This window comes from Pseudomonas sp. CM25 (assembly GCF_013179705.1).
Classification (GTDB): Bacteria; Pseudomonadota; Gammaproteobacteria; order Pseudomonadales; family Pseudomonadaceae; genus Aquipseudomonas.
This window is the reverse complement of the sequence record NZ_JABMCW010000450.1, coordinates 1-3,704: the sequence shown is the minus strand read 5'-3', so window position 1 is coordinate 3,704 and position 3,704 is coordinate 1. Positions and strand designations below refer to the sequence as shown.

The 3,704-nt window shown below is 62.5% G+C and carries 3 protein-coding genes and 1 pseudogene; 3 read left to right on the top strand and 1 reads right to left on the bottom strand.

Annotated elements, in window-relative coordinates; translation table 11 throughout:
- The 3 genes from HP546_RS27580 to proP form a co-directional block, all read left to right on the top strand.
- On the top strand, window positions 1–548 hold a 548-nt coding region (locus HP546_RS27580), incomplete at its 5' end, for an RIO1 family regulatory kinase/ATPase (RefSeq protein ID WP_306125828.1).
- Between the two features lie 235 nt (window positions 549–783).
- Window positions 784–1,758 (top strand): porphobilinogen synthase, encoded by a 975-nt coding sequence (gene hemB / locus HP546_RS27575; protein WP_172232191.1) that lies wholly within the window; start codon window positions 784–786, stop codon window positions 1,756–1,758.
- 164 nt (window positions 1,759–1,922) lie between these two features.
- The gene (proP, locus tag HP546_RS27570; RefSeq protein ID WP_172232188.1) at window positions 1,923–3,425 is read left to right on the top strand and encodes a glycine betaine/L-proline transporter ProP; all 1,503 of its coding nucleotides are present in this window, start codon (window positions 1,923–1,925) and stop codon (window positions 3,423–3,425) included.
- A gap of 54 nt (window positions 3,426–3,479) precedes the next feature.
- On the opposite strand, the pseudogene HP546_RS27565 reads toward proP, so the two are convergent.
- Window positions 3,480–3,704 (bottom strand): annotated as a pseudogene (locus HP546_RS27565) (riboflavin synthase); the annotation flags it as partial.

Genomic DNA, 3,704 nt, shown 5'->3' with positions numbered 1-3,704 from the left:
ACGGCGTGTTGTTGATGGAGCTGGTAACCGATGCCGATGGCGATGCGGCCCCACGCCTGAACGATGTGCACCTGGAGGCCGAAGAGGCGCGTGAGTTCCATGCTTTCGTCATTCGCCAGATCGTGCTGATGCTGTGCGCCGGGCTGGTGCATGGCGACCTGTCCGAGTTCAACGTGTTGCTGGGCCCCGACGGGCCGGTGATCATCGACCTGCCGCAGGCGGTGGATGCAGCGGCCAACAACCATGCCTTCAGCATGCTGCAGCGCGATGTGGACAATATGGCCCACTATTTCGGGCGCTTTGCCCCGGAATTGAAAACCACCCGCTATGCGCAGGAAATGTGGGCGCTGTTCGAGGCCGGCAAGCTGCTGCCGGACAGCCTGCTGACAGGCGAGTTTGCAGACGATGAGCATGATGCCGACGTGGACGGGGTCATGCGCGAGATCGACGCGGCCCGGCTGGATGACGCCCGCCGCCGTGCGGCGCGGGCCGAAGCCGAGCATGGGCCGGCCAAGGCAGAAGAGCCGACGCCGCCCTGGTTGCAGTGATGTGTCACCTGGGCTGGCCTCTTCGCGGGTAAACCCGCTCCCACAGGGACTGCACATCCCCTCGAGACATGTGCAGCACCTGTGGGAGCGGGTTTACCCGCGAAGAGGCCATCGCAGGCAATCACCCACCCACGACACTCATGCTTTTGACGCAAGACAATATCTCGTCATTTAGCCTTTTCACGGGCTCAAGACAGGCATAAGGTATACGCCGTTCAAATTCCCTGGAGCTGTCATGTCCAACCAATTCCCGTCCGTTCGTCCGCGCCGCCTTCGCCAGAACGAGTCCCTGCGCACGATCTTCCAGGAAACCGAGTTTCGCCTTGAAGACCTGATCCTGCCGATCTTCGTCGAAGAAGGCATCGATGACTTCGTGCCGATCACCAGCATGCCGGGGGTCAACCGTATCCCGGAAAAACTGCTGGCCCAGGAAATCGAGCGCTACGCCCGTGCCGGCATCAAGTCGGTGATGACCTTTGGCGTGTCGCACAACCTGGACGCCACTGGCAGCGACACCTGGAACGAAAACGGCCTGGTGGCGCGCATGGCGCGCACCATCAAGGACACCGTGCCGGAAATGCTGGTGATGTCCGACACCTGCTTCTGCGAATACACCAGCCACGGCCACTGCGGCGTGCTGCACGAGCACGGTGTGGACAACGACGCCACCTTGGCCAACCTGGGCAAGCAGGCGGTCATCGCCGCTGCGGCCGGTGCCGACTTCATCGCCCCCTCGGCCGCGATGGACGGGCAGGTGCAGGCTATCCGCAGCGCGCTGGACGGCGCAGGCTTCCACGACACGGCGATCATGGCGTACTCCACCAAGTTTGCCTCCTCGCTGTATGGCCCGTTCCGTGAAGCAGGTGGCACCGCGCTGAAGGGCGACCGCAAGAGCTACCAGATGAACCCGATGAACCGCCGCGAAGCGGTGCGTGAATCGCTGCTCGACGAGCAGGAAGGGGCGGACGTGCTGATGGTCAAGCCGGCCGGTGCCTATCTGGACGTGATCGCCGACATCCGCGCCGCTTCGCGCCTGCCGCTGGCGGCTTACCAGGTCAGTGGCGAGTACGCGATGATCAAGTTCGGCGGCCTGGCCGGCGCCATCGATGAAGGCCGGGTGGTGCGGGAAAGCATTGGTGCGATCAAGCGTGCCGGTGCCGACCTGATCCTGACCTACTTCGCCATGGACCTGGCCCGCGAAGGCATCTGAAGCCAGGACACCGGCAATACAAAGGCCGCTGCAATTGCAGCGGCTTTTTTTATGGCGGTGTCGATGTGCCGCCAGGTCCCCGCACAAAAAATCAGTAAGCGCTGAATTATTTAGTGTCCCGTTGTATCTGATCCCATAGAGCATTCATCGACAGGGATACAGGCATGAAATCTCGCAAGAAAAGCGTCCAGCCAATCAGGCTGAAGGACATCACCATCGTCGACGACGCCAAGATGCGTAAGGCGATCACCGCAGCTGCACTGGGCAATGCGATGGAGTGGTTCGACTTCGGCGTCTACGGCTTCGTCGCCTATGCGTTGGGCAAGGTGTTCTTCCCCAACGCCGACCCCAGCGTGCAAATGATCGCGGCGCTGGCCACGTTCTCGGTGCCGTTCCTGATCCGGCCGCTGGGCGGGCTGTTCTTCGGCGCCTTGGGTGACCGCTTCGGGCGGCAGAAAATCCTCGCTGCCACCATCGTCATCATGTCGCTCAGCACGTTCGCGATCGGCCTGATACCGTCTTACGCCAGCATTGGCATCTGGGCGCCGATCCTGCTGCTGCTGGCCAAGATGGCCCAGGGCTTTTCAGTGGGGGGCGAGTACACCGGCGCGTCGATCTTCGTCGCCGAGTACGCCCCGGACCGCAAGCGCGGGTTTCTCGGCAGTTGGCTGGACTTCGGCTCGATCGCCGGCTTTGTGCTGGGCGCCGGGGTAGTCGTGATGATCTCCACCATCCTTGGCGAAGAAAAGTTCCTTGAATGGGGCTGGCGCCTGCCGTTCTTCCTGGCCTTGCCGCTGGGCCTGATCGGCCTCTACCTGCGCCATGCGCTGGAAGAAACGCCAGCGTTCCAGCAGCACGTGGAAAAACTCGAGCAAGGCGACCGCGAAGGCCTGGCTTCAGGCCCCAAGGTATCGTTCAAGGAGGTGGCCACCCAGCACTGGCGCAGCCTGGTGACCTGCATCGGCGTGGTGATCGCCACCAACGTCACCTACTACATGCTGCTCACCTACATGCCCAGCTACCTGTCGCACAACCTGCATTACAGCGAAGACCATGGCGTACTGATCATCATCGCGATCATGGTCGGCATGCTGTTCGTACAGCCCATCATCGGACTGATGAGCGACAAGTTTGGCCGTCGCCCGTTCATCGTGGTGGGCAGCGTGGGGCTGTTTGCTTTGGCCATTCCGGCCTTCATGCTGATCAACAGCGGCGCGCTTGGACTGATCTTCTCGGGCTTGCTGATCATCGCGGTGCTGCTGAACTTCTTCATTGGCGTGATGGCGTCGACCTTGCCGGCGATGTTCCCTACGCACATCCGCTACAGCGCCCTGGCCAGCGCCTTCAACATTTCGGTACTGATCGCCGGCCTTACCCCGACCCTGGCGGCCTGGCTGGTGGAGAGCAGCGGCGACCTGTACATGCCGGCGTACTACCTGATGGTGATCGCCGTGATTGGCCTGGTCACCGGCCTGACCATGAAGGAAACCGCCAACAAGCCGCTGCGCGGCGCGGCGCCGGCGGCATCGGACATCGAGGAAGCGCGCGAGCTGCTGCAGGAGCACCACGACAACATCGAGCAGAAGATCGAAGACATCGACGAGCAGATTGCCGAGCTGGAGGCCAAGCGCAAGCTGCTGGTGCAGCAGCACCCGCGCATCGACTGATCAGCGCGGCATGCAGCCCCGCGTGCAAGTGCGCGGGGCATGGCCCGTGGGGACTCAGGGCTGGAGTTTTTCGCGGGCCAAGGTGCCCTTGATGGTGCGTTCCACCACGTCGACCAGCACCATGGTCTGGTGATCGACCTCGATATTCAGCAGCTCGCCGGCCTTGTAGCTGGCGAACGTGGTCTGGCGCAGGGTTTCCGGGATCAGGTTGATGGTGACCACATTGTCGTCGACATCGGCGACGGTCAGGCTGCAACCGTTGACCCCGATGAAGCCGCG

Excerpts from the sequence above, each read along its gene's own strand:
- hemB (WP_172232191.1), top strand. The coding sequence starts at position 784 with ATGTCCAACCAATTCCCGTCCGTTCGTCCGCGCCGCCTTCGCCAGAAC.
- proP (WP_172232188.1), top strand. The coding sequence starts at position 1,923 with ATGAAATCTCGCAAGAAAAGCGTCCAGCCAATCAGGCTGAAGGACATC.